A 24,160-nucleotide genomic window follows, 5' to 3' on the forward strand; every position below is an offset into this window, starting at 1 on the left:
AGCTCAGGCGTCGTCCTGCTTCAACGCCGCATCGGCGGCCAGCAACGCTTCGGCGGCCGCAGTGAGCGGCGGCGACGGCGGGGCGACCACGCCGATCGCTTCCATCATCTTCGGCATGCCCAGGAACTGGCGCGCACGCCGGTCGTAGATGCCGGTGACCAGCAGCGCGCGCGTGGCGATCTTCTGCTCGGCGCCGATCAGCACGCGCTGCTCCATGATGCCGCGCGAGCCGACCCAGCCCACCAGGCGCGTTTCCAGGGTGAAGCGCTGGAACGGCTTCAGCTCGCGACGGAACTGGATGGTGCCGGCGCCTACGATGGGCGCCCACTTCTCGCGCAGCGCCACCCGGCCCAGGCCCATGCGCAGGATCAGGTCCAGCCGGCCCAGGTCGAAGATGTTCCAGTAGCGACCGTTGGTCATGTGCAGGTTGCTGTCCAGATCGTTGGGCAGCACCCGGAACTGCAGGCGCGAGACCCCGAACGGGGCCTCCAGCTTCGGCCGGAACAGGCTGCACAGCAGCAGGTGGAGCAGGCGGAACCAGAGATTCATGGCTATGACGACTGTTATAGAATCGCCGGTACGCTAATCTATGACGACTGTCTTAGCAAGGAGCCCACCGTGAGCCCGCGTCCCTCTGATGCGCCACAACGCGTGATTGATGCTGCGGCACAGATGCTGGCGCGCGTGGGTCTCAATGCCACCAGCATCCGTGAGGTGACCAAGCTGGCCGAGGCACCGCTGGGCTCCACCTATCACCACTTTCCCGGCGGCAAGCAAGAGTTGCTGGCGCGCGCCACCCACATGGCTGGCGACAAGGTAGAAACGCTGCTGGTGGAGCTGCTGAAGGGTGGGGCGGTGCAGGGCCTGCAGCAGTTCCTGGCGATGTGGCGTGAGCGCTTGCTGCGTTCCGGGTTCCGCGCGGGCTGTCCGGTGCTGGCCGCGGCAGTGGAAGAGCCGGTGGAGGCCGTGCCCAGCCAGGCACGCGTTGCCGCTGCCGAAGTGTTCGCGCGCTGGCAGGGGCATCTCGCCGCAGCCTTCATTGCCGACGGCCACGAACAGTCGGCTGCGAACGGGCTGGCCAGCCTGGTGATTGCCAGCGTGGAAGGCGCAGTGGCGATGTGCCGCGCACTGCAGGACATCGCCCCGTTCGACCAGGTGACCGCGCAGTTGCTGAAGGCGGCCGCGCGTCCTTGATCCGGCTATCCGCGTGCGGAAGACGCGCAGCAGGTCATCGGAAGATCATCAGATAGCCCCAGCCGAGCACGATGGGCAGGAAGGCAGCGATGGCCGACGCGCCCAACCAACGCAGGTAGCTGCGGGAGGCGGGGGATCCCTGCCGCTTGAGGGCCCAGGCATGCGTCGGGAGCACCAGCAACGCCTGCACCGCAAAGGTGGCCACGGCGGCAAGCCATGCCACCAGGACGCCGAGGCAGCCATCGCTGATGCAGCGGCTACCAAACCACGAACCCCAACCGGCGAGGCCAATCATTGGAACGAACATCACGAGGGCGGTGGAGCGGGTGAGCTGGGAGACGTGCATGCCGTAGAGCATGCTTTTTCGTGGCGGAAAGTCATGATCCAGCCGCCGGCGCGCGGGTACAAGGCCGGCGCCAGTGCGGCCTGTGGGTGATGGACCCACGGCCCCATCGCGCTGGAATCCGTCCACCACCGCCTACGCGTGCCCGGCGAGGATGTCCGCATGCAGCATCAGGTTCCCGAGGTCCCTTGCCGCGCTGCCTCCCGCCCCCTCGCGGCGGCATGAAGCGATCGCGCCATTTTTCACGCAGCCCACTGAAATTGCCCGTAAACCACGGCAGCGAAGTCGTGCGTGCGCGCCGGTACCTGCAGCAGCGGGGTTGGCCACGCCTGCAGATGGCGCTGATCGTCTCCCTGACCGGTGCGGCCGGATTCCTTGCCTCGTACCTGCTGCGCCTGGCCGGCATCGACGCGATGTTGCTTCGCTACCCGATGGCCGTGTTGCTGGCCTATGGCGTGTTCCTGCTGCTGGTGTGGATCTGGATCCGCTGGCGCTGGGCAACGTACTGAAGGGACTGTCGCAGGATGTGGGCGGTGGCAGCCCATCGCCTCGCATGCAGGGCATGCAGGAACAGGGATGGTGGCGGGTATGCGTGTCGCATACGATCTGGCCGCTGCTCGGCCTGCTGCTGTTTTTCGCCGTACTGGGCTGGCTCGCGCAGGAATGCGTGCCGGGTGCGAGCCATCTGCTGCAGGTCATCCAGGGGGGGGAGTGCGGTTGGCTCCTTCATATCGCCTGGACCCGCCCCGTTTTCAGCTGCACTGAACAGTGGGCTATGATCGCGGTCGGCCGGGATTCGTGTCCCGGCGGTGTCACCTATCGGGAGCTTGTCGTACTGCATCTGAAACAGGGGCGCTGGATGGCCGGACGCCCACTGGGACACACAACCACTGACGAGGAAGAGCGCATGGATGTCGCTGCACGCAGGAACAGGACGTTGTTTCGTTGGATCATGGTGACGCTGCTGGCGGCGTTGTTGCCGTTTGCAGCCCTGGCGCAGCCCGCAACCGGGCAGGCCGATGGCGCCGAAGCCGCCACCGCCGCGGAAGAGGCGCAGTGCCGCGCCTGTACCTATGAGCGCATTGGAACCAAGGTCGATATCGGCTTGGTGGCACTGGTGTCGCTGCTGGTGGTGGGCGTGCTGACCGCGGCGTCACGGGAATGGGGCACTACCTCGCAGCGCTGGACCTGCCGCACGCTGGCCCTGCTGCTGGTGGGTGTCGGTCTGGCGTTGCTGTGGTGGGCTGGCAGCGTCGTCTACCTGGGCTACAACCCGTGGCAGGAAATGGCCGCCCCCGCCGATGGCTCGCTCACCTCGACACTGCTCAGTACCTCGCCGAAGTGGTTGGCGGCACTGGTGCTGATCGGCTTGGCGCCTTCCATCTGGAAGCGCAGCGAGCGCCTGCCGGCCTGGCGTATCGGCTGACACTGGAACGGCGGCGCCGGATCACACCCGGCGCCGCCTGCGGCAATCAGTCAAAGCGCCAGCGCATGCCCGCATAGACGCCACGACCTTCGCCCGGGGTCGAGCGCGCGACATCCTTGCCGGCGTCGTCGTAACCCGGCGTGACCGTAGCGGCGTAGTGGCGGTTGCCCATGTTGCGCATCTCCACCCAGGCCTGCCAGCGGCCACCGGGTGCGTCGTAGCCGATGCGGCTGCCGAAGATCACATGGCTGTCGGCCCAGTAGCTGTTGGCGTAGTCGACGGCGATGCGCGAGGCGTGTTCGGTATTGAGCGCGGCGTACAGGCCGGATGCATGATCGAAGCGCAGCTCGGCCTGGTAGGCGTGGCGCGGCAGGCCGGGCAGGCGGTTGCTGCCGAAACGCCCGTCGTGGCGGTAGCGGAAATCGCTGAAGGTATAGGCCTGGCGAAGCGACAGCCGGCCCGGTGCAGCCTGCCACAGCGTGCTGTCCAATCCGGCCTCGATGCCGCGGTGAACGGTGGGGCTGGCGTTGTTCTCGGCGATGAACAGGTTCGGCACCGGTTGCAGTTCAACGCTCAGCAGTTCGTGGTTCACGTGCGCGTAGTAGCCGGTCAGTTCCCAGCGGCCCAGCGCCGCGTCACCGCGCGCGCCCAGTTCCAGCGTGGTGGCGGTCTGGTTCTGCATCGGCACCGGCGCGCGCTGGCGGCCGGTAGACGGGCCATTGCCTGGCCCGAAGTACTGGTTCGAGCCCCAGATCATCGACCACGGGTGCGGCGCCTCCACCGAGCGGCTGAGGTTGCCGAACCACTGGGTCTGGGCGCTGTGCTGCCAAGTGAAGCCCAGTCGCGGCGCATGGTCCCAGTCGTGGTCGCGCAGGCGGCCACCGCTGCTCGGCCAGGTCACCTGCACATCGCGACGTGTGTTGATCAGTGCCAGCCCGGCCTGCATGCGCAGGCGGTCATTGAAGGCGAGGGTATTGCTGACGTGCAGCGTGCTGTCGGTGCCGTGGTGGCGGAAGTCACGCGTGCGCGTGCCGGCGGCATAGCCGTTGCTGGCAAAGCGCAGCGACTCGCGCACATCGGCGTCCAGATCGTGGGTGACGCGCAGGCCGACCGTGGTTTCGCTGTCCAGGCCGAACAGCCGGTGGCGGCGGCGGTAGTCCAGCGTGGCGTTGAGGTTGGCGTAGTCCAGCTGCTGCCGGTACAGGCTCTCGTTCAAGTCCATCGGGTACGTGTGATAGACCAGCCCGGCCTGCAACGAGGAGTCTTCATCGATCTGCAGCGTGGTGACGTTGCCCACCCAGGTGCTGCCCGGCTGCGGGCGACGCGCATCGATGGCCAGGTTGGCCGCATTCGCGGCACGCGGATCGTTACGGATCTGATCGCGGGTCAGGCGACCGGGCGTTTCATGATTGGTTTCGCGGTAGCGCACGAAGAAACGCGTCTGCAGGTCGGGCGTGATCTGCCAGCCGATGTTGGCCATCGCGCCCTTGCCATCGCCGCGCGCATGACGCTGGTAACCGTCGAATTCGGTATCGGTGTAGGCCAGGAAGTAGTCGACATCACCACTGACGCCGCCCCAGCTGATGCCGCGCTTCTGGTAGCCACGGCTGCCGGCTTCGTAGTGCAGCTGCACGCCCGCCGAATCACGACCGCTGCGGCTGACGTAGTCGATGGCACCGCCCAGCGCCAGCGCGCCACGCTCGAAGCCGTTGGCGCCGCGCAGCACTTCCACGCGCGACAGCCACAGCGGTTCCAGCAGCTCGTAGGGCGTGCCGCCCGGGCCGGTCAGTGGCAGGCGGTCGATCGACACCGCAATGCCCGAGGCGTGCGCGCCCGGGCCCCGGTTGATGCCCGAGCCACGGATCGAGATCCTGGTGCCCTCATTACCCGGCGACTGCGCGCTGATACCCGGCTGGTAGGCCAGCACATCGGCGCTGGTGGATAGTCGGCTGTCGGCCTTGGCCACGTCGATGACGTTGCTGGCGCCGGGGATGCGCTTCAGCGCTTCGCGCGCCTGCGCGCTGGTACCGGCGGCGGTGACCTGTACGGCATCCAGCGTGGTGGCCTGCGGGGCGGCGGCGGCGGTGGAAGCCAGGGCGAGGGAAACAGCCAGGAACAGCAGCGACGGGTGGGGGCGGTACGACGGAAGCGACATGCGGGAATGCTGTAAACCACGAAAGTGGCGCGCAAGTTAACAGGTCGGCAGCGCCGCGTCACCCGCCGGCGGCGTATGGCCGCCCGCCGTGTTCCTGTAGAGCCGAGCCCACGCTCGGCTAATCGCGCGCAGCGCGGGTTGTCTGCCATCGCGGCGAAGATCAGCCGAGCACGGGCTCGGCGCTACAGCAGGGTTTATGGCGAGGGCTTCGCCAGCTTCTTGGCCTTCGCGTACAGCCGATCAGCCGCTTCCCTCTCCCCCAATGCAGCGTGGCACTCGGCCAGGCTGTCCCACGTGTTGGCGGACTGCGGATACAGCTCGGTGTTCAGCGCGAACACCTTCAGCGCCTTGCGTGCACCGAGGCTTTCGCGGATGGCATAGCCATCACTGTTGATCGCACGTTCCAGTTCGCCGTTGGGAACGCCATTGCTGTCGCGCAGCCAGCTACGCATCTGCGGTTTCGCATCGGTGCTGTCATCCAGCGCATACGCAGCCAACCGCTCGGACAACACCGCATGCGGAAACTCCCCCGGCGCAACCACCGCCATCGTGCTCTCCACCAGCGTGCTGGACCAGACATTGCGGGCGCTGCCGTTGGTCAGGTACACGAACACCCAGTAGCCACTGGCCAGCGTGTCCTTGTAGGCCAGCCGCGCCCTAACGCGGGTGCCGCCATCGTGGCCGACCTGGGTGTAGCCGTCGCTGCGGGTGGTGTCCCAGCCGGTGGAGAAGAAGTTGCTGCCGCCACCGCTCAGCTTCTGCGGCTGCCAGAGTTTTTCCAGGGTCCCCGTGCGCACCAGCTTGCCGGTCGCCAGCGCCTGCAGGAAACGGTTCATGTCGCCCACGGTGGTCTGCAGGTCGGCATGCCCCCAGCCGTAGTTGGGCCAGGGATCTTCATTGGCCGGTTGCAACGCGCCATCCTTGCCGATGTACGGCACCGCCGCGCGCTCGACCGGCACGTTGGCGATGCCCCATGACGTGCTGGTCATCTTCAATGGCTGCAGGATGCGTTCGCGCGCGATGGCCGGGTAGGGCGTGCGGTAGTGTGCTTCCAGCAGCGCTGTCAGCACCAGGTAGTTGGCCTGGGTGTACTGCACGCGGCTGCCGGTGGCGAACTGCATCGGTGCCGCACCGGCCACCTTCAGTGCCGCGCCAAGGTCAGGCGCTACACCGGGGTAGCCCTTGCTCACCCAGCGGTTATCCACCCGGTCGTAGTACTCGCCGATGCCGGAGCTGTGGTTGAGGAAATCACGCACGTGGATCGCCTGCCACGCAATCGGCAGGCCCGGCACGTAGCGGCTGGCCGGCGCATCCAGATCCACCTTGCCCTGATCGACCAGTTGCATCACCAGCGTGCTGGTCAGCAGCTTGGCCATCGACTGCGCGGCGAAGATGGTCTCGACGGTGGCAGGCGCATGGGCAGCGGGATCACGTTCACCGCTGGCGCCCTGGTAGAGCACCTGGCCGTTGTGTGTGACCAGTACCGCCTGGCCGACAATGCCGTAGCGCTCGCGGTTGCTCTGCAGTTGGGCGTCGAGCTGAGTGGAGAGATTCGTGGGGACGTCACGCGCCGAAGCGGGCGGGATCGCAAACAGCGTGCAGAGCAATGCGGCAGCGAGCGTGCGGTACATCGCGGTGATCCATCAGCGGTGATGGCGCATGTTGGTCACGACCGACGAGCGGGTCAAGGCCGCCGATTCCCGCATCGGGGAGAGCCGGCCAGCGGCCGGCACTACCACACGTTTCGGTAGTGCCGGCCGCTGGCCGGCACCTCCGTGATCAGCCGAGGATCCCCGGCAGATCCAGTCCCTTTTCCTTCGCGCAGTCGATCGCGATGCCATACCCCGCATCGGCATGGCGCATCACGCCAGTGGCCGGGTCGTTCCACAGCACGCGGCCAATCCGCTTCGCCGCCGCTTCGGTGCCATCACAGACAATCACCATGCCGGCGTGCTGCGAGAAGCCCATGCCCACGCCGCCACCGTGGTGCAGCGACACCCACGTCGCGCCGCTGGCGGTGTTGAGCAGGGCGTTCAGCAGCGGCCAGTCGGACACCGCATCGGAGCCGTCGGCCATCGCTTCGGTTTCGCGGTTCGGCGAAGCGACGCTGCCGCTGTCCAGATGGTCACGACCGATCACCACCGGTGCCTTCAGTTCGCCGTTGGCCACCATTTCATTGAAGGCCAGGCCGAGGCGATCACGATCACCCAGGCCGACCCAGCAGATGCGTGCCGGCAGGCCCTGGAACTTGATCTTCTCGGCGGCCATGTCCAGCCAGCGGTGCAGGTGCGGGTTGTCCGGAATCAGTTCCTTCACCTTTGCATCGGTCTTGGCGATGTCTTCCGGATCACCGCTCAGTGCAGCCCAGCGGAACGGGCCGATGCCGCGGCAGAACAGTGGACGGATATAGGCCGGCACGAACCCCGGGAAATCGAAGGCATTGGCCACGCCTTCTTCCAGTGCCATCTGCCGCAGGTTGTTGCCGTAGTCCACGGTCGGCACGCCCAGCGCGTGGAAGCCGAGCATGGCGCGGATGTGGTTGGCCATCGATGCACGCGCAGCCTTCTCCACTTCCTTCGGTGCACTCACACGCTTCTCGTCCCACTGTTCGACCGTCCAGCCCTGCGGCAGGTAGCCGTTCACCGGGTCGTGCGCGGAGGTCTGGTCGGTCAGCAGGTCCGGCTTCACGCCGCGCTTGAGCAGTTCGGCCAGCACATCGGCAACGTTGCCGAGCAGGCCCACCGACTTCGGCGTGCCGGCCTTGCACGACTCGTCGATCAGGCGCAGCGCTTCGTCCAGATTATCGGTCCAGGTGTCGAGGTAGCCGGTGCGCAGGCGCATGTCGATGCTGCTCTTGCGGCACTCAACGGCCAGGCAGGAGGCGCCGGCCATCACGGCAGCCAGCGGCTGTGCACCACCCATGCCGCCGAGGCCACCGGTGAACAGCCACTTCCCGGTCAGGTCGCCGCCGAAATGCTGGCGCCCCATTTCCACGAAGGTCTCGTAGGTGCCCTGCACGATGCCCTGCGCACCGATGTAGATCCAGCTGCCGGCGGTCATCTGGCCGTACATGGCCAGGCCTTTCCTATCCAGCTCGTTGAAGTGGTCCCAGTTGGACCAGCGCGGCACCAGGTTGGAATTTGCGATCAGCACGCGCGGCGCGTCGGCGTGGGTGCGGAACACGCCCACCGGCTTGCCCGACTGCACCAGCAGGGTCTGGTCGTCGTCCAGGCGCTTGAGCGTCTCGACGATGGCATCGAAGCTTTCCCAGTCGCGCGCGGCGCGGCCGATGCCGCCGTACACCACCAGTTCCTGCGGGCGCTCGGCCACGTCCGGGTGCAGGTTGTTCATCAGCATGCGCAGCGGCGCTTCGGTCAGCCAGCTTTTGGCGTTGAGCGTGGTGCCGGTCGGCGCGGCAATGGTGCGGGACGGGTCGTTGCGGGTCATGCGGCGCTCCGGTTCGTAGCGAATTCAAGGCAGGCGTTGAGCACCTGCGCCAGGGTGTGGCGCAGTGGTGCGGCGAGGTCGGGGTCGAGCGGGGTGGGCCAGCTGTGTTCGTCTACCTGGTCGGGCAGCGGCTCGTGCATGTAGCCGCGGCAGGCAAGTTCCATCTGCAGGCTGTGCACGCCGCCCGGGATGTTGCTGTAGTGGCGGGTGATCCAGCCGCCCTTGAAGCGGCCGTTGCGCACCTGGCTCATGCCGCTGATTTTCAGCAGGTTCTCCACCACATCGCTCAAGGCGTTGTCGCAGGAGGTGTCCGGTGCACCGGAGGGGCCGGCGGTACCCAGGTTGAACTGCGGCAGCTCGCCTTCGAACAGGTGCGGGATGTGTGAGCGGATCGAGTGCGCGTCGTACACCACCACGGTAGCGTGGCGTGCGCGCAGGCGCGTGATCTGCGCCGCCAGCGCATCGTGGTAAGGCAGGAAATACGTGTCGCGGCGACGGGCGATTTCCGCTTCGTCCGGTTCGCGCCCGGCATGGTACAGCGGCTGGTTGTCGAAGGTGGTCAGCGGACACAGGCCGGTGGTGTTCTGGCCCGGGTACAGCGACACGCCGCTGGGATCGCGGTTGAGGTCGATCACCGAACGCGAGATCGCCGAGCGCACCGTGGTCGCGCCCATGCCACGCACGAAGTCGTACAGTTCGTGTACCCACCAGTCTGCGTCGCGGCGGGCCAGCCACGGTGAGTGGTAGTCGCCGATCAGGTCGTGCGGCAGCTCGCTGCCGGTATGCGGAAAGCTGACGATGAGGGGGGCGTCGCCTTCGTGCACCGTCAGCCATTCGGGTTGGGTATTCATGCCTGCGGTTCCACGGTTGGCAGCAGGTCGGTCAGGCCCTGCGCCAGCGCGCCACTGCGCACCAGATTCGTGGCGGTCACCATGTCCGGATGGAAGTAGCGGTCTTCTTCCAGCGTCGGCACCTGCGCACGCAGGGTGGCGCGCACGGCTTCCAGCGCGGCGCTGGAGCGCAGCGGGGCGTGGAAGTCGCAGCCCTGCGCAGCGGCCAGCAGCTCGATGCCGATCACGTTGGCCGCGTTCTCGGCCATCTGCATCAGCCGGCGCGCGCCGTGCGCGGCCATCGACACATGGTCTTCCTGGTTGGCCGAGGTCGGGATCGAGTCAACGCTGGCGGGGTAGGCGCGCTGCTTGTTTTCCGAGACCAGCGCGGCGGCGGTCACCTGCGGAATCATGAAACCGGAATTCAAACCGGGACGCGGGGTCAGGAACGCCGGCAGGCCAGACAGTGCCGGGTCCACCAGCATCGCCAGGCGGCGCTCGCTGATCGAACCGATCTCGCACACGGCCATGGCCAGCATGTCGGCAGCGAAGGCCACCGGCTCGGCGTGGAAGTTGCCACCGGACAACGCTTCGCCGGTATCGGTGAACACCAGCGGATTGTCGGACACGCCGTTGGCTTCGATTTCCAGCGTAGTCGCGGCCTGGCGCAGGATGTCCAGCGCCGCGCCCATCACCTGCGGCTGGCAGCGCAGGCAGTAGGGATCCTGCACACGCACGTCGTTGTCACGGTGCGATTCACGGATGTCCGAGCCCTGCATCAGCGTGCGCAGGGTGGCGGCGGTGGCGATCTGCCCGCGCTGGCCGCGGATGGCGTGGATGCGGGGGTCGAAGGGCGTGTCGGAACCCTTGGCCGCTTCCACCGACAGCGCCCCGGTGACCAGCGCGGCCTGGAACACGGTCTCGATCTCGAACAGGCCAGCCAGCGCATAGGCGGTGGAGAACTGGGTGCCGTTGAGCAGCGCCAGGCCTTCCTTCGCGCCCAGCTCGATCGGTTGCAGGCCGGCACGTGCCAGTGCATCGACCGCCGGCAGGCGCTCGTCGCCAATGAAGGCTTCGCCCACGCCCAGCATCACGCTGGCCAGGTGCGAGAGCGGCGCCAGGTCACCCGAGGCACCCACCGAGCCCTGCGCGGGCACCACCGGCAGCACGCCCTTGACCAGCATCGCTTCCAGCAGCAGCAGGGTTTCCTCGCGGATGCCCGAAGCACCCTGCGCCAGGCTGACCAGCTTCAGCGCCATCATCAGGCGCACCACGCTGGCCGGCATCGGCTCGCCCACGCCGGCGGCATGCGAGAGCACGATGTTCCGCTGCAGGGTGGCCAGGTCTTCGCGCTCGATGCGCACGCTGGCCAGCTTGCCGAAGCCGGTATTGATGCCATACACCGGCGCGCCCTTGGCGACGATGGCGGCCACCGCCGCCGCACTGGCGCGCACCACCGGCAGCGCGGCCGGGTCCAGTGCGAGCGGCGCACCGCGATAGACCTGCCGCCACTGGGCGAGAGTGACATGGCCGGGGCGAAGAACCAGGGTGTTGCTCATGTGTTGCTCCAGGAGGCAGGCAGGTCGGGCTGTCCGCGCACCACGCGCGCGTGCAGCGGGTTGAATCCAATGCGATAGACCAGGTCGGCGGGGGCATCGATGTCCCAGATCGCCAGGTCGCAGTCCATGCCCACCGCCAGGCGGCCGATGCGCTCGCCATGGCCCAGTGCGCGCGCCGCTTCACGGGTGAAGCCGGCGATGCACTCGTCCACGGTCAGGCGGAACAGGGTGGCGCCCATGTTCATCGCCAGCAGTGGGCTGGTCAGCGGCGAAGTGCCCGGGTTGCTGTCGGTGGCCAGCGCCAGCGGTACGCCGGCCGCACGCAGCGCGGCGATCGGCGGCAGGGTGGTATCGCGGGTGAAATAGAAGGCACCGGGCAGCAGCACGGCGACGGTACCGGCAGCGGCCATCGCGGCGATGCCGGCATCGTCCAGATGTTCGATATGGTCGGCCGACAGTGCCCCGAAGCGGGCCGCCAGTTCGGCGCCATGCTGGTTGCTCAGCTGCTCGGCGTGGATCTTCACCGACAGCCCGTTGGCGCGCGCCGCTTCAAAGACCTGGCGCGCCTGCGCCGGCGAGAAGGCGATGTTCTCGCAGAACACATCCACCGCTTCGGCCAGGCCTTCGGCGGCGATGGCCGGAATCATCACGTTGCACACCTCGTCGGTGTATTCCTGTGCTTCGCGGCCTGGCGGAACCGCGTGGGCGCCGAGGAAGGTGGTCACCACGTTGACCCGGCATTCCTCGCCCAGCGCGCGTGCGACCTGCAGCTGCTTGCGTTCGTCGGGCAGGGTCAGGCCGTAGCCGGACTTGATCTCGATCGTGGTCACGCCTTCGGCACGCATCGCCAGCAGGCGCGGCCGGCTTTCGCTGGCCAGCTGTTCCGGGGTGGCAGCACGGGTGGCGCGCACGGTGGAGACGATGCCGCCGCCGGCACGGGCGATCTCGGCATAACTGACGCCCTGCAGGCGCTGCTCGAATTCATTGGCGCGGTTGCCGGCGTAGACCAGGTGGGTGTGGCAGTCGATCAGGCCGGGCGAGATCCAGCGGCCTTCGCCATCGATGCGGGTGGTCGGCTGCAGGTGGGCGTCGCTGCCGGCCGCGCCGACGTGGACGATGCGGCCGTCGGCGCAGGCCAGGACGCCATCGCGGATGACACCCAGCCCTTCGCCATCAAGGGTGATCAGGTGGACGTTGGACCAGAGGGTATCGACGTGCATGGCATCCACAACGCGGCTGTGCTTATATGTCTATACAATATAGGCGTCCATTTCGGGTTGTCCAGCCATGTCCGATTCGCGTTCCCCGCACAGTTTCCATGCCGCCCACGCCCTGCTGGCCGAGGGTTGGGTCCGCGATGTCCGCCTGCAGGTGCAGGACGGTCGCATCGCGGCCATCAGCACGGGGCAGGGCGCGCAGTCGGGCGACACCCGCGTCGGCATCCTGGTGCCGGGCCTGCCCAACCTGCACAGCCATGCTTTCCAGCGCGGCATGGCCGGGCTGACCGAGATCGGCGGCGGCGACGGTGACAGCTTCTGGAGCTGGCGCGAGCTGATGTACCGTTTCCTGGCCCACCTGCGCCCAGACGCGGTGCAGGCCATTGCCGCCCAGGCCTATATGGAAATGCTGGAAAGTGGCTTCACCCGCGTCGGTGAATTCCATTACCTGCACCACGACGCCGAGGGCCACGCCTATGCCAACCGCGCCGAGATGAGTGCACGGATCGCGGCGGCAGCCGAGCAGACCGGCATCGGCCTGACCCTGCTGCCGGTGTTCTATGCGCATGCCGATTTCGGCGGGGCGGCGCCGAATCCAGCGCAGCGGCGCCTGATCCACGACGTGGACGGCTTCGCGCAGCTGCTGGAGGCCGCCAAGCCGGCATTGGCCGCGCTGCCCGACGCGGTGCTCGGCATCGCACCGCACAGCCTGCGTGCGGTCACCGGCGAGGAACTGAGTGCGTTGCTGCCGCTGACCGACGGCCCGGTCCACATCCACATCGCCGAGCAGGTGCGCGAAGTGGAGGCCTGCCTGGCCTGGAGCGGCCAGCGCCCGGTGCAGTGGCTGTACAACCATGCGCCGGTGGATGCGCGCTGGTGCCTGGTGCATGCCACCCACATCACCGATGACGAGCGCGCGGCCATTGTGGCCAGCCAAGCCGTGGCCGGCCTGTGCCCGATCACCGAGGCCAACCTGGGCGACGGCCTGTTCCCGATGCAGGCGTTCGCGCGCGAAGGCGGGCGCTTCGGCGTCGGCTCCGATTCCAATGTGCTGATCGACCCGGCCGAAGAACTGCGCCTGCTCGAGTACGGCCAGCGGCTTACCCTGCGCGGGCGCAACGTGCTGGCGCCGGATGCCACCCGCAGCAGCGGTCGTTTCCTGTTTGAAGGTGCACTGCACGGTGGCGCACAGGCGCTGGGCGTGGCCGCCGGCCTGCAGGTCGGCGCCAGTGCCGACCTGGTTGAACTGGACGCCGCACACCCGGCGCTGCAGGCGCGACAGGATGACGCATGGCTTGACAGCTGGGTGTTCGCCGCACGTAATGGCGCGCTGCGATCGGTCTGGCGCCATGGCCGCCAGTGCGTGGCCGAGGGCCGCCACCTGCAGCGCGAGGCGATCACCAGCGCCTTCGCTGCCGCCCTGCGCGGCGTGCTGGGCTGATCGCCTCCCGCCACCGAGACCCCATTACGTGAAGGCCAGCAAGTCCGCCACGCTCAACCAGCGTATCCGCAGCGATCTGGAAAGTCGCATCCTCAGTGGAGAGTGGGCGCCGGGCTTCCGGATTCCGTACGAGCACGAGTTGATGGAGCAGTACGGATGCTCGCGGATGACGGTGAACAAGGTGCTGACCGCACTGGCCGAGAGCGGCATGATCGAGCGCCGCCGTCGCGCGGGTTCGTTCGTGGCGCGTCAGCCACCGCACCTGGAGCAGGTGGCGCTGGAGATTCCCGATATCGCGATGGAAGTCGGCTCGCGGGGACATCAGTACGCCTATCGACTGCTGCAGCGCGATCTGCGCCTGGCCGATGCCGGCAATGCCGGCGAAGTCGAGCTGGCCGGCAGCGAAATGCTGCTGGCGATGCGCTGCCTGCACCTGGCCGATGGCCGCCCGCTGGCACTGGAGCACCGCCTGATCAGCCCGGTGGGCGTGCCCGAGGTGTTGGAGGTCGACTTCAGCACCACCGCCCCGGGCAGCTGGCTGCTGCAGAACGTGTCCTGGACCCGTGCCCAGCATCGCATCAGTGCCTGGGGGGCAGATACCGCCACCGCCAGGCTGCTGGATGTGAAGCCCGGTACCGCCTGCCTGGTGATCGAACGCCTGACCTGGCGTGGCGAACAGCCGATCACCCGCGTTCGCCAGGTGTTCCTGGGTGATGCCTGGGACCTGGTGGCGCGCTTCGCGCCGGGCGCGCGATAGGGATTCCATCCACGCATGGCGTGGATCTACTCTGCCGAAACGACTGTCGCCTTGAACTCTGTCGGGGCGTGTGTACGATGTGTATCGTCCCTGCATGAAGAGCAGGGACCTCATCCGGGAACTGGAAGCGGCAGGTTGGATCTGTCGTCGGATCCGCGGATCCCATCATGTATTCGTGCACCCGCAGTACCCTCACATCATCTTTCCTCACCCAAGGAAGGATCTGGGGAAAGGGCCGGTGCAGGCGTTGCGGAAGCTCGCAGGACTGACGTAGGAGGGCCCATGCGATATCCAGTCTTGATCGAGGCAGGCGATGAGCGCACCGCGTGGGGTGTGGTCGTTCCAGATCTGCCGGGGTGCTTCTCAGCGGCCGACACGCTTGATGATGCGCTCACTGCGGCGGAAGAGGCGGCGCTCGCCTGGATTGATGTGGCCCTGGATGAGGGGCGCTCGATTCCGACACCTTCCGCGCCGCAGAAGATCGCCGCCGAGGCATCCAAGGACATCTGTTGGATTCTTGCGTACATCTGCATTGATCCGGCTCTGCTGGACGACACCATCGAGCGGGTCAATATCAGCCTGCCACGCCGGATCCTGGCGAGGCTGGATGCGCAGGCCAGAGCGGCGGGTGAATCGCGCTCCAGTTACATCGCCCATCTCGCGGCATTGGGCTGAGCAGGCGCCATGTGGAGCCGAGCCCATGCTCGGCTGCTGTTCGCGCGTGGCTCAACTCTGCAAAGGCATCCACGCGTGGCGTGGATCTACCAAGGGGTCGCGCATCGGGGTTCAGTAAATCCACGCCACGCGTGGATGCAGCCCCATCAGTACGTGGCGCACTGCCGCCAGCGCACCGGCTCATCCACGCCGGGGCGGGCGTTGAGCTGGATGCGCACGTTGCGCAGGGCGGGGTAGTGCAGCACTTCCTCGCAGACCTGCGGCCAGACCTTTTCCAGCTCGCCGGTGCGGTTGATCGCCAGCGTCTGCCGGGTCAGCCAGACCCCGCTGGCGATGCCGGGCTTGCCGGCCAGGGCACGGGCCAGATCGGCCTGGAAGCGCTCCAGCGTGGCGGCATCCGGGTTGGGGTTGCTGCGCGCGTCGGCTGAGGGCGCGGCCGGTGCAGGCGCAGCGGCCGGCGGCGTGGTGGCGGGGGCCGGCGCCGGTTCGGGTGCCGCTTCAACCACAGGCGCAACCGGCGCGGGGGTATCCGCCACCTCGGCAACAGGCGCGGTGTCCTGCACATGCAAGCCTTGCAGGCTCAATCCCACCAGCAGGCCCAGCGTGACCGCGCCGAGCGCGGCAATGGCGATCCGGCGCAGGGCTTCATGGCGGGCGCTGGCGCGCACACGGGTTTCGATTTCCGCCGGCAGGTAGGGCTGCAGCAGCGGCCACAGGCGTGGACCGTCCAGCACCTCGACCGCCTGCTTCTCGGCAGCGCTGCGCCCGTCGCGTTCCATCCGGCCTTCGGTCAGCAGCACGCCACCCTTGGCGCCGGCCAGGCGCGCGGCCGCACCCAGTTCGTTCACTGCGGCGGTGCCGATGCGGTAGGCCAGGCCGTGCTTGCACGACACCAGCCATTGATTGGGGCCATCGCTGAGCAGGAAGTCCCTGCTCGGCTCGCGGGCATCTTCGGCCGGATCGATCAGCTCACGCAGGCCGCGCTGTTCGCGCAGCATGCGCTTGACCAGAACCGAGAATTCGCGCCAGTGCATGCCTGCCAGGGCCTGCAGGCCGAGTTGCATCTCCTTCTGCCGCCGCTTGATCCACCACAGATAGACAACGGCCAGGGAACAGGTAAGCAGGGCCGACAGCAGGGCCAGGATCCAGGGGAGCATGCAGGAGTAGGGCGGAAGGGGCGAAAGCGGAGAGCGACAGTGTAAAGGTCGCGGTGCCCGGCTGGGTCAGGATGTTCCTGACAGGAAGCGTGATGGAGCGCGCAGATCGGTATACGGCGGACACGAAAAACCCGCCAATCCTGAAGCCGTGAGGGGAGGGAACAAACGGCAGCCGAAGCGATTGGCGGGTTGCTCGCGATTGTCAATCAAAATTTATTGCATTGCAACAATTGCGCTCAGGGAATGCTGTCCGGCGATTGATGGCTGCCCGGGGCGGGGGCATCTGCACCCGAAGCTGCCCGGTTTTCCAGCCTGGCCAGGCGCGCGTGCAGGGCATCGATGCGGGCTTCCAGCGCAGTCACCTCGTCGGCAGTGGGTACATGCAGGCGCTTGAGCACGCCCTGTACCTGGTCATCAAAGGCCTTCTCGACCTTGTTCCAGGTGCCGGAGGCCTTCTCGCGGGCCTCGTCCAGTGAGGTTTCGACGTTGTCACGCCAGCCCGGGCCCTGTTCGCCGCTGCGTTCACGGCGGCGGGCTTCCCAGGCTTCGCCTTCCTTCACCAGGCCGTCGAAGAAGCGGCTGCCCTCGGCCTGCGCGCGCCCCAGCGCACCCAGCCCGGCCAGCCAGACCTGTTGCGCCGAATCGCTGAGCTTGCGCGAGAAGCGCTCGGCCTGGTCACCGAAAGAGGCGTCGTCGTTGCGGCGGTCGTCGTTCTCGTAGTGGTTCATCGCACTTCCCGTGGGAGTTGGGCCTGCCCCGAGAGTAGCGCGCGACGGCGTTGCACGGCCGTGATGGCCGCCGCCAGGATTCAGCCCAGCTTTTCCTTCAGCACGCGCTGGATCTCGCCTTCGACCATGCCCTTCATTGCCGACAACAGGAAGCCCAGCTTGGCGGTCACGCGCACAGCACCCGGCTGCAGTTCGATCGCGCCGTCCACGCCGCTGCCGGAGAAGTTCAGGACGTCGGCGGTCCAGGACGACTTCAGGCCGAAGCGTTCGGACAGCTTGGCAGCGACCTGTTCGATCGCGGCGCGCGCCTGTGCGTCGGGCAGGGCGTGGGCGTGGCGGACATCGATGGTGGACATGCAGGCTCCTGGCGCAGGGCGGGGATGATCAAAGAGGGCGAGCATTGTGCGCATCAAGGGCCGCCGCGCCAAGCACTCATCGTGGGTTCTTCTTCGTTGGCGACCAACCTGCTAGGCTGCGCCGCGTGCAGAACCTGCTAGTTCACTTCAGTCAGCAACAACAGCCCGACCAGCCCCTGCGGCCCGGGGTGCAGCGCATCGTGCGCCAGGCCAACGGCAGTGTGCGGCTCGGTGATGCCGGCCACGGCGCCCTGCTGCTGGCCCAGTTCTGCATGGACGATCGCGGCCTCTGGCTGCAGGTCGGCAATGGCATCCGCGGCATCCACGTCAATGGTCGACCGGTGCGCCGGATGGCCCTGCTGCGCGCGGGCGATGCGGTATACGTGGATGGCGTGGAGATGGTGCTGCAGGGCGAAGTCGAGAGCCTGCTGCAGGCGCCTGCGCCGAAGAACGAGGATGGCAGCGACGAGCAGCAACGACTGCTGCGCGGTGTCGGCGGCCTGCACCATGGCCGCAGTTTCACCCTGTCGCGGGCCCGCCTGATCGGCCGCGGCAACGAGGCCGACATCGCCATCGATGACCCGGCCTTCGCCGAACAGCATGCCCGCGTGGAAGTGCACGGCGAGCGCGTGCTGCTGCGCGACCTGGGCAGCGCCGACGGTACCCGGGTCAACGGCGTGGCCGTGCGCCACTGCTGGCTGCAGGCCGGCGACCAGGTCGTGTTCGATGGCCAGCACCGGTTCGTGCTGGAAGTGCCGCACGATCCGCGCCGGCGGCCGCTGCCCGCCGAGGACGACGCCAGCCACGAGGCCGAGCAGGCGCCGGTGCTGCCGGCCGCGCCGCGCAGGGTCCGGCGCTGGCCGTGGCTGCTGGTGAGTGCGCTGCTGCTGGCCGCACTGCTCAGCCTGCTGCTCTGGTTCGGCGCGCGCTGATCTGAATCCGCTGGGTCCGCCGCCCTGGTGGGTGCCGACCTTGATCGGCACGCTCCGTCGGCGGGCTTGACGCCTGGCAGCACACGGCTTTGGTAGGTGCCGACCTTGGTCGGCACGCTTTTTCGGCGGGCATGACGCCTGACGGCGTACGCCGACCAAGGTCGGCCACTACCGGGGGCTTTGCTGCTGATCTGAATCCGCTGGGTCCGCGCGCTGGTGGGTGCCGACCTTGGTCGGCACGCTCCGTCGGCGGGCTTGACGCCTGGCAGCACAAGGCTTTGGTAGGTGCCGACCTTGGTCGGCACGCTTTTTCGGCGGGCATGACGCCTGACGGCGTACGCCGACCGAGGTCGGCGACTACCGGCGCCACGCCGGCGGCGAATGGATTCCAATGAAACCAAATTTCCCTTGCCGCACTAGGCCGCAAGGCTGGTGCACTGCGGCATACTAGGGGTCTTGCCCCACAGGTGTGACATGACGCGCGCGTTCAACTTCAGTGCCGGCCCTGCGACCTTGCCGGAATCGGTCCTGCGCCAGGCGCAGGCGGAAATGCTGGACTGGCACGGTAGTGGTGCCTCGATCGTGGAAATGAGCCATCGCGGCGCGGAATTCATGTCCGTGGCCGCCGAGGCCGAGGCCGACCTGCGCCGCCTGCTCGATATCCCCGACGACTACGCGGTGCTGTTCCTGTCCGGTGGTGCCACCACCCAGCAGGCGCTCATCCCGCTCAACTTCGCCAGCCCCGGCCAGCGCGCCGACTACGTGGTCAGTGGCCATTGGGGAAAGACTGCGGTCAAGCAGGCCGGCGTCTACGTCGACGTCAACATTGGCGCCAGCAGCGAGCCCGACGGCTATCGCACGCTGCCGCCCCGCGCCGACTGGCAGCTCTCGCCCGACGCCGCCTATGTGCACATCACCGCCAACGAGACCATCCACGGCGTCGAGTTCCGTGATGTGCCGGATACCGGCGATGTGCCGCTGGTGGCGGACTTCAGCTCGTCCATCGCCAGCGAGCCGCTGGATGTACGCCGCTACGGTGTGATCTATGCCGGCGCGCAGAAGAACCTGGGCCCGGTCGGCATCGCAGTGATGATCGTCCGCCGCGATCTGCTCGAGCGTACTGGCCAGCCGCGCGCGGACATCTTCGATTACCGCTCGCATGTCGCCCGCGATTCGATGCTCAACACCCCGCCAACCTGGAACTGGTACCTGGCCGGCCTGGTGTTCAAGTGGATGCTGGCTGAAGGCGGCGTGGCCGAATTCGCCAGGCGCAATGCCGCCAAGGCGGCACTGGTGTACGGCGCCATCGATGGCTCCGGCGGCTTCTACCGCAACGAGGTCGCGCATGCGGCACGCTCGCGGATGAACATCCCGTTCTTCCTGCCCGATGCCGGGCTTGATGCCCGCTTCGTCGCCGAAGCCAAGGCCGCCGGCCTGCTGGCGCTGAAGGGACACAAGGTGGTCGGGGGCATCCGTGCCTCGCTGTACAACGCCATGCCGCTGGCCGGGGCCGAGGCGCTGGTCGCCTTCATGGCTGATTTCCAGCAGCGTCACGGCTGAGCAATGAACGGCGCGCACCGTCGGGTGCGGGTCCCGCAACAAGGAATTCCGATGGCAAGCAGCAAATCCAGCAAGACGGCGCCGAAGAAGGCCGAACCGGCCAAGGACAGCGCGCCCAGCAAGGCGAAGGGCAAGGCCAAGGCCAAGGCCGCCTCGAACCCGGCACCCACCCTGGCACCGCTGGCGCTGGCCGATGTGCGCTCGAAGATCGACCAGATCGACCGTGACATCCAGAGCCTGATCGCCGAGCGCGCGCGCTTCGCCCACCAGGTCGGCAAGGCCAAGGGCAAGCTGGCCGCCGCTGTCGACTACTACCGCCCCGAGCGCGAAGCGCAGGTGCTTCGCATGGTGGTGGACCGCAATGAAGGCCCGCTCAGCGATGAGCTGCTGGTGCATGTCTATCGCGAGATCATGTCGGCCTGCCTGGCCCAGCAGGAGCCGCTGAAGATCGGCTACCTCGGCCCGGAAGGCACCTTCAGCCAGCAGGCCGTGCTCAAGCACTTCGGCCGCTCCGCGCTGGGCCTGCCGATGGCCAGCATCGAGGAAGTGTTCCAGGAAGTGGAAGCAGGCAACGCCGATTTCGGCGTGGTGCCGGTGGAGAATTCGGGACAGGGCACCATCCAGATCACCCTGGACATGTTCCTGACCTCCAACCTGAAGATCTGTGGCGAAGTGGAACTGCGCGTGCAGCAGTTCCTGATGTCGCGCAGCGGCCGCATCGAGGACATCGAGCGCATCTACGCGCATCCGCAGTCGTTCATGCAGACCTCGGCGTGGCTGCGCGCCAACCTGCCGAAGGCCGAGAAGATTCCGGTCTCGAGCAATGCCGAGGGTGCGCGTCGCGCGCGCAACGCCGACGACGCAGCGGCCATCGGCGGCGAGAGTGCCGGCCACGTGTACGGCCTGAAGAAGGTGGTCACCAAGCCGATCCAGAATGATGCCGACAACACCACCCGCTTCCTGGTGGTGGGCCGCAACATCTTCCCGACCTCCGGTCACGACCGCACCTCGGTGCTGGTGTTCATCCATGACAAGCCCGGTGCGCTGTTCGATGTGCTCAGCCCGTTCGCCCGCCACGGCATCAGCATGAACCGCATCGAGTCGCGGCCGTCGCACCACGGAAAGTGGGAATACGGCTTCTTCATCGACCTGGCCGGCCACATCGACGACGCGCCGATGCAGGCGGCGCTGGCCGAACTGGAAGCGCACTCGGCGCAGATCAAGGTGCTGGGCTCCTACCCGGTGGCCGTGCCCTGAGTGCTGCTGTGGCGGCCCTGGCCGCCGCTCCCTGATGCATCGCCGGCGCTGCCGGCGTTTACGGAACGATCGAACGATGAGCAACGCGCAACACTGGATCGCCCGCAAGGGCCAGCCGCTGCAGGGCAGCCTGACCATTCCCGGCGACAAGTCGGTCTCGCACCGCTCGGTGATGTTCGCCGCGCTGGCCGATGGCACTTCGCATATCGAAGGCTTCCTGGAAGGCGAGGACACCCGCGCCACCGCGCGCATCTTCAGCCAGCTGGGTGTGCGCATCGAAACCCCCAGCCCGTCGCAGCGCATCGTGCATGGTGTGGGTATCGACGGCCTGAAAGCGCCGGAGGCACCGCTGGACTGCGGCAATGCCGGTACCGGCATGCGCCTGCTGGCCGGCCTGCTGGCGGGCCAGGCGTTCGACTGCACGCTGATCGGCGATGAGTCACTGTCCGGCCGCCCGATGCGCCGTGTCACCGGCCCGCTGTCGCAGATGGGTGCAAGGATCGATACCCAGGACGACGGCACGCCGCCGCTGCACGTGCATGGTGGCCAGACGCTGCATGGCATCGACTTCGCCTCGCCGGTGGCCAGCGCACAGATCAAGTCGGCCGTGCTGCTGGCCGGCCTGTACGCGCAGGGCGAAACCCGCGTGCTGGAACCCCACCCGACCCGCGACTACACCGAACGCATGCTGTCCGCGTTCGGCGTGGACATCGAATTCTCGCCGGGCAAGGCGCGCCTGCGGGGCGGCCAGCGCCTGCGCGCCACGGACATCGTAGTGCCGGCCGATTTTTCCTCGGCGGCGTTCTACCTGGTCGCCGCCAGCATCATTCCCGGCTCCGAGCTGCGCCTGAAGCAGGTCGGCCTGAACCCGCGTCGCACCGGCCTGCTGCACGCGCTGCGCCTGATGGGGGCGGATATCACCGAAGAGAATCCGGCCGAGCAGGGCGGTGAGCCGGTGGCCGATCTGGTGGTGCGCTACGCTCCGCTGAAGGGCGCGCGTATTCCCGAAGCACTGGTGCCGGACATGATCGACGAGTTCCCGGCGCTGTTCGTGGCCGCCGCCGCCGCCGAAGGCCAGACCGTGGTGAGCGGTGCTGCCGAACTGCGGGTGAAGGAATCCGATCGTCTTGCGGCGATGGCCACTGGCCTGCGCGCGCTGGGCATGCAGGTGGACGAGACCGAGGATGGCGCCACCCTGCATGGCGGGGCTCGGCTGGGGAGTGGCACCATCGAAAGCCACGGCGACCATCGCATCGCCATGGCATTCGCCATTGCCGGCCAGATCAGCGACGGCGAAGTGCGCATCAACGACATCGCCAACGTCGCCACGTCCTTCCCGGACTTCGATGGCCTGGCGCGCAGCGCCGGCTTCAACCTGGCCTGATCGGCGGATCGCGTTTTCCGGTAGGTGCCAACCTTGGTTGGCACGCCCACATCACCCGGTAGGTGCCAACCTTGATTGGCACGCTCGCATTACCCGGTAGGTGCCAACCTTGATTGGCACGCCCACATCACCCGGTAGGTGCCAACCTTGATTGGCACGCTCACATCACCCGGTAGGTGCCAACCTTGGTTGGCACGCTCACATCACCCGGTAGGTGCCAACCCTGGTTGGCACGCTCACATCGCCCGGTAGGTGCCAGCCCTGGTTGGCACGCTCACATCGCCCGGTAGGTGCCAACCTTGGTTGGCACGCCTCTCCAGATAAAAGGACGGAGGCCGAAGCCTCCGTCTAAACATCACGAACCCCTCGTCCGCGATCAACGCTGTTCGGTACGGAAATCCACCGGGACCCGCACCACACTGGCCACTGCACGGCCTTCATGCATCGCCGGCTGGAACTTCCAGTTCTGCACGGCGCTCAGCACCGCGCGATCCAGGTCACGGCTGCGTTCGCCGCTGCGCGAAACAATCGCGGCATTGGTCACCTGGCCGCGGCTATCGACATTCAGGCTGGCGATCACGCTGCCCTGTACGCCATTACGCAGCGCGGCGGCGGGGTAGGTCGGCTTGATGTTGCCTGCCAGCGGGCGCGCCTCGCGATTGCGTACCGCAGGGGCGGCTTTGCGCTGGTTGCCGACCGGTGCGGCCTGGCGGGCCGCCGGCTCCTGCGCGTCGGCCACCGGCGCCTGCTCGGGGGCGGGCAGCATGCGCTCGCCGACCGGTGCCGGCGCCACGTCTTCCTGATTCGAGTGACGCAGCCAGAGCAGCGCGGCGGCAAACATCGCCACGATCAGCGCGATCCACATCCAGGGCGACGTGGGCTTGTGCTGTTCGCCGGCGTCTTGCTGCAGCTGCGGCGAATGAAGGTCTTCGTGGGTGGTGGCGGTCATCGCAAACTCCTTCCGTCAATGGACGACGGGGAGAGTGTTGCGCGGGCCAGTGGCGGGAAGTGTCAGCGTTGCGTCAACGTCACCGGCAGGGTTCAGGTTGCCCGCCGGGAAACGTTCAGTTACTGGGTCTTGAAGTCGAACGGCACTTCAATGCTGCCCGGTACGGCCTGGCCGTTGCTCTGCGCCGGGGTGAAACGCCAGCGGCGCACGGCGTCGGTGGCGGCACGGTCGAGCTCGCGTGAGCCGCTGCGCTGGATGACCGTGGCATTGTTCGGGTAGCCGGTGGCATCCACGTCCACGCGCACCACCACGCTGCCGGTCTCGCCCGCGCGCAGGGCCGCGGCCGGGTAGGCCGGCGGCGGCGACTGGCCGGCAATCGGCATCGGCTGGCTGTTGCCGGTGGCGGCTGGCGCAGGGCTCGGCGTGGCCGGGGCCGGTTCAGCGGTGGGCGCCGGCGGCGGCGGGGCGGTTTCGACCAGCTTCGGGGCGTCGTCCTCTACCGGGGCCGGCTTGGCATCGGGCATGTCGCTGGAGCCTGCGGCGGCGGCCAGCGGTTCCGGCAGCGGTTCCACCTGCGCGGTCTCCTGCGGGGTCTGCGCGGCCGGATCGGCACGGAAGAACTCCTTGTCGCGGCCGGTCAACCAGACCAGCACGAACAACAGCACGCCCACGCCGAAGGCGATGCCGGCGATCTTCAGGGCGTTGCGCGGGATATGCACAGTGAACGACTTGGCGGACGACGAGCGGGGTGCAGACATGGACCGGACCAGTACGGAATAGCCCGATTCTGCCA

The 24,160-nt window shown here is 67.6% G+C and carries 22 protein-coding genes and 1 pseudogene; 10 read left to right on the plus strand and 13 right to left on the minus strand.

Features of this window, described 5'->3' with window-relative positions; all coding sequences use genetic code 11:
- Window positions 1-3 precede the first annotated feature (3 nt).
- A complete protein-coding gene (locus J3A72_RS10655; RefSeq protein WP_075076611.1) occupies window positions 4-549 on the minus strand; it encodes a thioesterase family protein in 546 nt (181 codons plus the stop codon).
- Between the two features lie 69 nt (window positions 550-618).
- Between J3A72_RS10655 and J3A72_RS10660 the strand changes: the two genes are divergently transcribed.
- Window positions 619-1,194: a TetR/AcrR family transcriptional regulator gene (locus J3A72_RS10660; protein ID WP_049408615.1), complete on the plus strand. Its 576-nt coding sequence runs from the start codon at window positions 619-621 to the stop codon at window positions 1,192-1,194.
- A 34-nt stretch (window positions 1,195-1,228) separates the two neighbouring features.
- Here the strand turns inward: J3A72_RS10660 and J3A72_RS10665 are convergent, their stop codons facing one another.
- Window positions 1,229-1,552: a hypothetical protein gene (locus tag J3A72_RS10665; RefSeq protein ID WP_075076612.1), complete on the minus strand. Its 324-nt coding sequence runs from the start codon at window positions 1,550-1,552 to the stop codon at window positions 1,229-1,231.
- Between the two features lie 206 nt (window positions 1,553-1,758).
- Here J3A72_RS10665 and J3A72_RS10670 point away from each other — a divergent pair.
- A pseudogene (locus J3A72_RS10670) lies at window positions 1,759-2,240 on the plus strand (hypothetical protein); the annotation flags it as partial.
- Between the two features lie 769 nt (window positions 2,241-3,009).
- Here J3A72_RS10670 and J3A72_RS10680 read toward each other — a convergent pair.
- From J3A72_RS10680 to hutI, 6 genes are all read right to left on the minus strand, one after another.
- Window positions 3,010-5,118: a TonB-dependent receptor gene (locus J3A72_RS10680; protein ID WP_075076614.1), complete on the minus strand. Its 2,109-nt coding sequence runs from the start codon at window positions 5,116-5,118 to the stop codon at window positions 3,010-3,012.
- A gap of 194 nt (window positions 5,119-5,312) precedes the next feature.
- Window positions 5,313-6,749, minus strand: coding sequence for a serine hydrolase domain-containing protein (locus tag J3A72_RS10685; RefSeq protein ID WP_075076615.1), 1,437 nt, complete (start codon window positions 6,747-6,749; stop codon window positions 5,313-5,315).
- A gap of 148 nt (window positions 6,750-6,897) precedes the next feature.
- Window positions 6,898-8,565: a urocanate hydratase gene (gene hutU, locus J3A72_RS10690; protein ID WP_075076616.1), complete on the minus strand. Its 1,668-nt coding sequence runs from the start codon at window positions 8,563-8,565 to the stop codon at window positions 6,898-6,900.
- Window positions 8,562-9,416 (minus strand): N-formylglutamate deformylase, encoded by an 855-nt coding sequence (hutG, locus tag J3A72_RS10695; protein WP_075076617.1) that lies wholly within the window; start codon window positions 9,414-9,416, stop codon window positions 8,562-8,564. Before hutG ends, hutU begins: the two co-directional genes overlap by 4 nt.
- Window positions 9,413-10,954: a histidine ammonia-lyase gene (gene hutH, locus J3A72_RS10700; protein WP_075076618.1), complete on the minus strand. Its 1,542-nt coding sequence runs from the start codon at window positions 10,952-10,954 to the stop codon at window positions 9,413-9,415. The genes hutG and hutH overlap by 4 nt, the downstream gene beginning before the upstream one ends.
- Complete coding sequence (gene hutI / locus J3A72_RS10705; RefSeq protein ID WP_049407859.1) at window positions 10,951-12,174, minus strand: imidazolonepropionase; 1,224 nt, start codon at window positions 12,172-12,174, stop codon at window positions 10,951-10,953. Before hutI ends, hutH begins: the two co-directional genes overlap by 4 nt.
- Before the next feature lie 67 nt (window positions 12,175-12,241).
- Between hutI and J3A72_RS10710 the strand changes: the two genes are divergently transcribed.
- The 4 genes from J3A72_RS10710 (at window position 12,242) to J3A72_RS10725 (ending at window position 15,044) form a co-directional block, all read left to right on the plus strand.
- On the plus strand, window positions 12,242-13,612 hold the full coding sequence (locus J3A72_RS10710) for a formimidoylglutamate deiminase (RefSeq protein WP_140222852.1): 1,371 nt from the start codon (window positions 12,242-12,244) through the stop codon (window positions 13,610-13,612).
- Window positions 13,613-13,640: 28 nt separating this feature from the next.
- The gene (gene hutC / locus J3A72_RS10715) at window positions 13,641-14,369 is read left to right on the plus strand and encodes a histidine utilization repressor (RefSeq protein ID WP_032957259.1); all 729 of its coding nucleotides are present in this window, start codon (window positions 13,641-13,643) and stop codon (window positions 14,367-14,369) included.
- Between the two features lie 94 nt (window positions 14,370-14,463).
- Window positions 14,464-14,643, plus strand: a complete 180-nt coding sequence (locus J3A72_RS10720; RefSeq protein ID WP_075076634.1) for a type II toxin-antitoxin system HicA family toxin — start codon at window positions 14,464-14,466, stop codon at window positions 14,641-14,643.
- Window positions 14,644-14,651: 8 nt separating this feature from the next.
- Window positions 14,652-15,044, plus strand: coding sequence for a type II toxin-antitoxin system HicB family antitoxin (locus tag J3A72_RS10725; protein WP_046431440.1), 393 nt, complete (start codon window positions 14,652-14,654; stop codon window positions 15,042-15,044).
- Between the two features lie 146 nt (window positions 15,045-15,190).
- On the opposite strand, the gene J3A72_RS10730 is transcribed toward J3A72_RS10725, so the two are convergent.
- The 3 genes from J3A72_RS10730 to J3A72_RS10740 all read right to left on the minus strand — a co-directional run bounded on the left by J3A72_RS10730 (window position 15,191) and on the right by J3A72_RS10740 (window position 17,285).
- Entirely contained in the window at window positions 15,191-16,201 is a 1,011-nt protein-coding gene (locus J3A72_RS10730) for a restriction endonuclease (protein WP_075076620.1), read from the minus strand.
- Window positions 16,202-16,437: 236 nt separating this feature from the next.
- The gene (locus tag J3A72_RS10735; protein WP_032961659.1) at window positions 16,438-16,929 is read right to left on the minus strand and encodes a phasin family protein; all 492 of its coding nucleotides are present in this window, start codon (window positions 16,927-16,929) and stop codon (window positions 16,438-16,440) included.
- A gap of 80 nt (window positions 16,930-17,009) precedes the next feature.
- Window positions 17,010-17,285 (minus strand): polyhydroxyalkanoic acid system family protein, encoded by a 276-nt coding sequence (locus J3A72_RS10740; RefSeq protein ID WP_005417302.1) that lies wholly within the window; start codon window positions 17,283-17,285, stop codon window positions 17,010-17,012.
- Window positions 17,286-17,410: 125 nt separating this feature from the next.
- Here J3A72_RS10740 and J3A72_RS10745 point away from each other — a divergent pair, with 125 nt between their 5' ends.
- From J3A72_RS10745 to aroA, 4 genes are all read left to right on the plus strand, one after another.
- Entirely contained in the window at window positions 17,411-18,217 is an 807-nt protein-coding gene (locus J3A72_RS10745) for an FHA domain-containing protein (protein ID WP_049407843.1), read from the plus strand.
- 474 nt (window positions 18,218-18,691) lie between these two features.
- On the plus strand, window positions 18,692-19,777 hold the full coding sequence (gene serC / locus J3A72_RS10750) for a 3-phosphoserine/phosphohydroxythreonine transaminase (RefSeq protein ID WP_075076621.1): 1,086 nt from the start codon (window positions 18,692-18,694) through the stop codon (window positions 19,775-19,777).
- 45 nt (window positions 19,778-19,822) lie between these two features.
- The gene (pheA, locus tag J3A72_RS10755; RefSeq protein ID WP_172617737.1) at window positions 19,823-21,034 is read left to right on the plus strand and encodes a prephenate dehydratase; all 1,212 of its coding nucleotides are present in this window, start codon (window positions 19,823-19,825) and stop codon (window positions 21,032-21,034) included.
- Between the two features lie 76 nt (window positions 21,035-21,110).
- Window positions 21,111-22,418, plus strand: coding sequence for a 3-phosphoshikimate 1-carboxyvinyltransferase (gene aroA / locus J3A72_RS10760; RefSeq protein WP_075076623.1), 1,308 nt, complete (start codon window positions 21,111-21,113; stop codon window positions 22,416-22,418).
- A gap of 376 nt (window positions 22,419-22,794) precedes the next feature.
- Here aroA and J3A72_RS10765 read toward each other — a convergent pair whose 3' ends face one another.
- Window positions 22,795-23,367, minus strand: a complete 573-nt coding sequence (locus J3A72_RS10765; RefSeq protein ID WP_075076624.1) for an energy transducer TonB — start codon at window positions 23,365-23,367, stop codon at window positions 22,795-22,797.
- A gap of 119 nt (window positions 23,368-23,486) precedes the next feature.
- Window positions 23,487-24,125 (minus strand): energy transducer TonB, encoded by a 639-nt coding sequence (locus J3A72_RS10770; RefSeq protein ID WP_049404494.1) that lies wholly within the window; start codon window positions 24,123-24,125, stop codon window positions 23,487-23,489.
- Window positions 24,126-24,160 lie beyond the last annotated feature (35 nt).

The sequence above is a fragment of the Stenotrophomonas sp. PvP093 genome, assembly GCF_017876915.1.
Classification (GTDB): domain Bacteria; phylum Pseudomonadota; class Gammaproteobacteria; order Xanthomonadales; family Xanthomonadaceae; genus Stenotrophomonas; species Stenotrophomonas muris.

Bases quoted from the DNA above. Each gene is read 5' to 3' on its own strand.
- hutG (WP_075076617.1), bottom strand. From the start codon at position 9,416: ATGAATACCCAACCCGAATGGCTGACGGTGCACGAAGGCGACGCCCCC.
- aroA (WP_075076623.1), top strand. From the start codon at position 21,111: ATGAGCAACGCGCAACACTGGATCGCCCGCAAGGGCCAGCCGCTGCAG.
- J3A72_RS10685 (WP_075076615.1), bottom strand. From the start codon at position 6,749: ATGTACCGCACGCTCGCTGCCGCATTGCTCTGCACGCTGTTTGCGATC.
- hutU (WP_075076616.1), bottom strand. From the start codon at position 8,565: ATGACCCGCAACGACCCGTCCCGCACCATTGCCGCGCCGACCGGCACC.
- J3A72_RS10740 (WP_005417302.1), bottom strand. From the start codon at position 17,285: ATGTCCACCATCGATGTCCGCCACGCCCACGCCCTGCCCGACGCACAG.
- serC (WP_075076621.1), top strand. From the start codon at position 18,692: ATGACGCGCGCGTTCAACTTCAGTGCCGGCCCTGCGACCTTGCCGGAA.
- J3A72_RS10680 (WP_075076614.1), bottom strand. From the start codon at position 5,118: ATGTCGCTTCCGTCGTACCGCCCCCACCCGTCGCTGCTGTTCCTGGCT.
- J3A72_RS10770 (WP_049404494.1), bottom strand. From the start codon at position 24,125: ATGTCTGCACCCCGCTCGTCGTCCGCCAAGTCGTTCACTGTGCATATC.
- hutI (WP_049407859.1), bottom strand. From the start codon at position 12,174: ATGCACGTCGATACCCTCTGGTCCAACGTCCACCTGATCACCCTTGAT.
- J3A72_RS10765 (WP_075076624.1), bottom strand. From the start codon at position 23,367: ATGACCGCCACCACCCACGAAGACCTTCATTCGCCGCAGCTGCAGCAA.
- J3A72_RS10725 (WP_046431440.1), top strand. From the start codon at position 14,652: ATGCGATATCCAGTCTTGATCGAGGCAGGCGATGAGCGCACCGCGTGG.
- J3A72_RS10720 (WP_075076634.1), top strand. From the start codon at position 14,464: ATGAAGAGCAGGGACCTCATCCGGGAACTGGAAGCGGCAGGTTGGATC.
- J3A72_RS10735 (WP_032961659.1), bottom strand. From the start codon at position 16,929: ATGAACCACTACGAGAACGACGACCGCCGCAACGACGACGCCTCTTTC.
- J3A72_RS10665 (WP_075076612.1), bottom strand. From the start codon at position 1,552: ATGCTCTACGGCATGCACGTCTCCCAGCTCACCCGCTCCACCGCCCTC.
- J3A72_RS10730 (WP_075076620.1), bottom strand. From the start codon at position 16,201: ATGCTCCCCTGGATCCTGGCCCTGCTGTCGGCCCTGCTTACCTGTTCC.
- J3A72_RS10655 (WP_075076611.1), bottom strand. From the start codon at position 549: ATGAATCTCTGGTTCCGCCTGCTCCACCTGCTGCTGTGCAGCCTGTTC.
- hutH (WP_075076618.1), bottom strand. From the start codon at position 10,954: ATGAGCAACACCCTGGTTCTTCGCCCCGGCCATGTCACTCTCGCCCAG.
- J3A72_RS10710 (WP_140222852.1), top strand. From the start codon at position 12,242: ATGTCCGATTCGCGTTCCCCGCACAGTTTCCATGCCGCCCACGCCCTG.